The 4,808-nt window shown below is 37.8% G+C and carries 5 protein-coding genes; 3 read left to right on the forward strand and 2 right to left on the reverse strand.

Features of this window, described 5'->3' with window-relative positions; all coding sequences use genetic code 11:
- Together BBROOKSOX_RS12210 and BBROOKSOX_RS08930 are read left to right on the forward strand one after the other, a co-directional pair.
- Window positions 1-981 (forward strand): RHS repeat-associated core domain-containing protein (locus BBROOKSOX_RS12210; protein ID WP_257607828.1); only part of this gene is annotated, 981 nt, incomplete at its 5' end.
- A 78-nt stretch (window positions 982-1,059) separates the two neighbouring features.
- The gene (locus tag BBROOKSOX_RS08930; protein WP_139661173.1) at window positions 1,060-2,616 is read left to right on the forward strand and encodes an RHS repeat-associated core domain-containing protein; all 1,557 of its coding nucleotides are present in this window, start codon (window positions 1,060-1,062) and stop codon (window positions 2,614-2,616) included.
- A gap of 342 nt (window positions 2,617-2,958) precedes the next feature.
- Here BBROOKSOX_RS08930 and BBROOKSOX_RS08935 read toward each other — a convergent pair whose 3' ends face one another.
- Window positions 2,959-3,639: an SCO family protein gene (locus BBROOKSOX_RS08935; protein ID WP_139661178.1), complete on the reverse strand. Its 681-nt coding sequence runs from the start codon at window positions 3,637-3,639 to the stop codon at window positions 2,959-2,961.
- Between the two features lies 1 nt (window position 3,640).
- Window positions 3,641-4,144 carry a copper chaperone PCu(A)C gene (locus BBROOKSOX_RS08940; RefSeq protein ID WP_139661180.1) on the reverse strand — a complete coding sequence of 168 codons (504 nt, stop codon included), beginning with the start codon at window positions 4,142-4,144 and terminating at the stop codon, window positions 3,641-3,643.
- A gap of 174 nt (window positions 4,145-4,318) precedes the next feature.
- Between BBROOKSOX_RS08940 and BBROOKSOX_RS08945 the strand changes: the two genes are divergently transcribed.
- On the forward strand, window positions 4,319-4,808 hold a 490-nt coding region (locus BBROOKSOX_RS08945), incomplete at its 3' end, for a PhoH family protein (RefSeq protein WP_257607829.1).

Here is a 4,808-nt window from a genome sequence, read left to right on the forward strand (position 1 = left end):
CAAAAACGCTACCGCTACACAGGTAAAGAAAGAGACGACAGTAGTGGTTTATGCTACTACGGTGCTAGGTACCTAGCCCCTTGGTTGGCAAGATGGATAAGTCCTGATTCAGCAGGGGCGGTTGATGGTTTAAATCTGTATGTTTATGTGAATAACAATCCACTTAAATACACAGACCCGACAGGGCATGGTATCAATACAATATCCAATGATAATTTTTTTCAAAGGATAAATAAAGACAAGACTAGTGAATTAAATATTTGGGTTGGAGATCAGCATTGCATACCAGATGGAAACAAGTTGTTTGCAGACTTAGCGAAAAATATCGACCTAAATCATATTGGAAATCTGGTGCTTGAAAATACAAATGCTCCAATTTCAGGGAATGAACGACCTACCTCAGTACAAGTACCAAGTATGTTTCAAACAACAATAAATTATACGATGAGTGAATTCGCCACAAACGAAATACAGGCTACGGCAATTTATAATTATAAGAGAGAAGCACTGGCATTCATAGGTAGCAAATTTGAGGGCGTTTATATTGGCGGAGAAGGTTGGAAAAATCCTAGGTTAGAAATTTCAAGAATAAAAGGCAATATACTTGCACGGGTTGGCGTCACTCATCTGTTGACAAGTGTAGCGCCAAAAGAATATTTAGCACTTCTGCATTCAGACTCATACCCTGTTCAGGAAAAGCTTAAACCCAATACAAGTATTGCTTTAATTCCACGAAATGTCATTGACCTTTTTATTAAAAGTGGCTACTCAAGGCAAGGCAATTCAGAGACTGAATTTGGATTATGGGTTAACGGCAATGATAACAAACCAGAAAATGCATTTTTAGTTCTTGGTAGAGGGGAAGCAATGAGAGAAAGGTTTGGCGATATAATGCAACCAACGCCAATGGATTTAAGCAAATTATCACCTATTAAGCCGGATCCTGATCTAAGCGCAATGAATCATCCTGTAACACCTTAACCAAGGCTCAATTAGTATCATTATTTAACGATAGGTGGTACTATTGTGTATTTAACTAACTTTGTAAAATGCAACTGTATGACAATAACACTCAATCATCTTAACAACATTCTAGCAATATCCTTGATAGAGCCCTATTGCCAAACCTACACTTACGATATAGGCAACAACCTAACTCACCTCTCACACCAAGCAAAAAGTAACGCTTGGCAACAAACCCTCACCATCCACCCTAACAGCAACCGTGGCACTGAAAACAACAACCAAAATAACTTTGATGCCAATGGCAATTTATTAAACTTAAACAATATCGGTAACCTAGAGTGGTACTACAACAACACCTTAAATAAACTGACTAAAGCAAACAAATCCAACACCATACAATACTATGTTTATAATTACCAAGACAAGCGAGTCCGCACTGTCATTGAATCTAGTCACCAAGTGCAAAGCCAAAGAGACTACCTACCCTCACTAGATCTTTCAACCAACCAAGCAAAACAACAAAGTAGCACCCTGCACATCGGCACCCACATCCTCAGCAAAAGCAGCAAAGACAACACGCAAACCCCACACCAAACCCGCTACCAACTCAACAGCCACCTACAATCCAACACCTTAGAGTTGGATGACAAAGCCCAAACCCTTAGTTACGAGCACTACCACCCCTATGGTGGCACTGCTATCATTGCAGGTAAAGACAAAACCCAAGTGCAACAAAAACGCTACCGCTACACAGGCAAAGAAAGAGACGACAGTAGTGGTTTATGCTACTACGGTGCCAGATACCTAGCCCCTTGGCTAACGAGGTGGATAAGCCCTGATTCAGCAGGGGCAGTTGATAACTTGAATTTGTATGCTTATGTAGGGAATAATCCGCTTAAATATAGAGATCCGACAGGGCATGTTAAAGAAACACCTGAACAAGAAGCCATGGAAGAAGGCGCTGTAGGAGGGGTAAGCGATATTATGACTGGAAAAACAGAGGCTGGACAGCGCACCACAATAGACAAAAATACACCCTCAATTGATTTAACTCAAATAAAAAAGATACAGCAAGATATTTTGCAATGGGATATTTTTAAAGACCTAGGTGCGCTAGATTCTTCTAGCCGGTTTTTTGAGGAAGGTGGATCTGCTTATCCAGCTCAAGAACATACTTCAATAGCAGAAGATAAAATAGGAATGTTACGAGACAATAAAAACGCCCATGTTAAAAATATAATGCGCAACAATGTGCCTCTTTTAGATGCCATTACTCAATTTAGCTTATCTGGTAAATTAAAAGACATGGTCTTTAAACAATATAAAGTTGCCAATTGTGGAGAATGTTCAGAAATAATGTTGCATGAGTTAAATCAGCGTTATCCTGATATAGTAGTAGAAATGCTAGAAACGCCTCAACATTCTTTCAACTTGTTTAACCGTGATCAATCAACTCCTTTGCTCAAACCTGATAAATGGAATGCAGATACTTTAGTAATAGACACTTGGAATAAAAATATTTATATTAAAGGGGAGTCCATACCTGAATATTATCATGCTCATATTAACTTTGGAGGTCGATTTCTCAGTATGAAAAAGTATCAAAAACTGATGAATACAGCCATATTTACAGCCCCCCAAAAAAAATAGAAAGTGCAAAGGTATCCCAACACAAGGATTTCAATATCTTGAGACCTTTGCATAAATAGGGATGATTAGTAAAATCCAATTTTTGCCCAATTGGTGATTTCTTTAAACCTTGTCCTAGCAGGGCTAAGGCTGGGTTTAAAAAATCGCCAAGTGGGTGAAAAGTGGGTTTCTGATGATTATTCCTATTTATGCAAAGGTCTCCTTTATGCAAAGGTCTCCAATAAAATGTGCACAATCCAATGCATTTTATCAAGTAAACATATTGTTAAAGAACCATTATTTATAAAACGCATATTGCTGTATTGATACACTACTATAATAGCGGATTTATAGTGCTAATTTTTAGAACTGATTCATGATTAATTTAATATCGTCTGCCATCTGATTTGGATTGTGTGGCGATGGAAATCCTGCAAAAATTTGACCCTCAGGATTAATTAAATAAATCCAAGCGGTATGATTAATAACATAGCCATCTTGTAGTGCACTTTCAGGTAGCTTGTCATTGGCTTTAAGGATAACTGATTTACCCTTTTCATCATAGATAACACGCTCATAATAAGCACCGAAAGGCTTAATAAGCTGATCAATTTGCGCTTGCTTTCCTGAAACACCGATGAAATCTTTATCAAAATGCCTCACATATTCTTTTAACACTTCGGGTGTATCCCTCAAGGGATCAAAAGTAATTGCCACAACTTTTGGCATACTTGTTGTTTTATCTTTTATCATTAAATTTTTCAATGCCGACATATCAAGCAACTCAGTCGGGCAAATATCTGGACAATGTGTATAGATAAATAACAGCAAAGTCCAACCGTCTTTCAAATTATCATTATTAAATAATTGATTATCCTGGTCAACCAAAGAAAACGATGGTAGCGGTTTGTTTGGGTTGTAAAGAATATGGGAGACTTTAAGTTGCGGACCTAAATCCTTATAATCACGATTAGACTTGCTGTACAAAAAAAATGCAGCTACAACAGCAATAGCAACAATGACGATTAAAGTTTTTTTCAACATTTTAATGCTGATGGTGCATCATTTTTTTATGATCCATCGCCCTGCCTTTTCTTACTTTGGCCTGTATGGTTTTCGACAAGCCATTGTCAAACACTAATTTAATGACAACAGAGTCGCCTTCTTTTGGCACTTTTTTAGGCTGAATCATCATAATATGCCAACCACCTGGTTTTAAAGTTAGCTTACCGTGAGCAGGAATAGGCATAAAATCTTGTTTAATCATTTTCATCATACCGTCTTGAGACACCGTTTTATGTAACTCAAGGCGTTTATAGCCCTTAGTATTTGCAGATAGTAATTTAATATCGCTATCAGAATGATTGGATATTTCCATAAACGCACCTAATATTGGTGCGTTTGGTGGTGCCGAACGCACCCATGGATTGTCAACACTGATAGCCGCCCTATCATGCTGGGCCTCATGGACAGGTAGCGTCGCATTTATTTGAGTAACAAAGACTAAAGACAATAAACTCAATACTAAATTTAATGTTATTTTTTTCATTACTTTATCCTTATTTATATTGGTAAAATTTTACTACATTATAGTAATAAATATCTTTTTTGTAAATGCCCTATGCAACTAACACTTGAAATCAGCAACAGTGATCAACTTTCCAACGTTTGTGGCTCATTTGATAGACACTTAAATCTGATCAGTAAAAGCCTAGATGTCACAATGAACAACAAAGGCGAGGACTTCACTATCAAGGGAGAGAACAAACATATTGCTGCTAGAGTGCTGCAAGATTTAATCGCATTAAGCACTAGCCAACCCATTGAAATTTACGATGTTGAAATGGCAATCAAGGCCTGCTTGCATGATGACTTACCAGGCCAATCAGTGAGCATTAAAACCAAACGAAAATTTATCCATATTAGAAGTAAAAATCAGCAAAAATATGTCTTAGATATTAAACAAAAAGACTGCACTTTTGGTATTGGTCCTGCGGGCACAGGAAAAACCTACCTTGCCGTAGCACGCGCTGTTGAAGCCTTAGAAGCCTCTGATGTGCGTCGCATCATCTTAGTACGCCCTGCGGTAGAAGCGGGCGAAAAATTGGGGTTTCTGCCTGGTGATATGAACGAAAAAATTGACCCTTACCTACGCCCTATTTATGATGCTTTATATGAAATGTTAGGCTTTGACAAAGTAGAAAAATTGCTCA

This window comes from bacterium endosymbiont of Bathymodiolus sp. 5 South, assembly GCF_900128535.1.
Classification (GTDB): domain Bacteria; phylum Pseudomonadota; class Gammaproteobacteria; order PS1; family Pseudothioglobaceae; genus Thiodubiliella.